The organism is Phaeodactylibacter xiamenensis, from assembly GCF_000759025.1.
GTDB classification, from domain to species: domain Bacteria; phylum Bacteroidota; class Bacteroidia; order Chitinophagales; family Saprospiraceae; genus Phaeodactylibacter; species Phaeodactylibacter xiamenensis.
Window position 1 is genome coordinate 1 of the sequence record NZ_JPOS01000164.1, and the last position, 570, is coordinate 570.

Sequence of the window (570 nt, forward strand, 5' to 3'; positions counted from 1 at the left end):
TGCAGAAGGGGTAAAAGGAATCCGTCGAGTGTTGTTATGCAAGCATGACTATCAATTCTGCCAAAAGAGTGCTAAATTTGGAATGCTAAAAATAATGGCATGAGTGCGGAGGAACTACTGAGTTTAGTAAGAGGAGGCGAGACCAGCCTTATTCAGTTCAAAGAAAATGTAACAAATGCAGTAAGCATTGCTCAGGAGATGGTCGCCTTTTCTAACAGCAAAGGCGGGCAAATCCTGATTGGTATTAATGATAAAACCGGGGAAGCAACGGGGCTCAGCTTTCAGGATATTCAACGTATCAACAATCTACTGACAACTGCTGCAAACGAGCATGTGAAAAGTCCAATTATCATCGAGACGGAAACTGTAGCGGTTAAAGATAAACAGGTTATTGTTGTTCGTGTTCCAGAAGGAGTTGACAAACCCTATAAAGATAATAGCGGATTAATCTTTGTGAAGAATGGGGCCGACAAGCGTAAGGTGACCAGTAATGAAGAATTATCCCGGCTGCTTCAAGGTAGTGGGAATCTATATGCTGAGGAACAAATCTTGCATCACTGCACTTATGAA

At 42.1% G+C, this 570-nt stretch carries 1 protein-coding gene; it reads left to right on the top strand.

Features of this window, described 5'->3' with window-relative positions; genetic code table 11:
• Window positions 1-99: 99 nt before the first annotated feature.
• Window positions 100-570 (top strand): AlbA family DNA-binding domain-containing protein (locus tag IX84_RS30530; protein WP_044230464.1); only part of this gene is annotated, 471 nt, incomplete at its 3' end.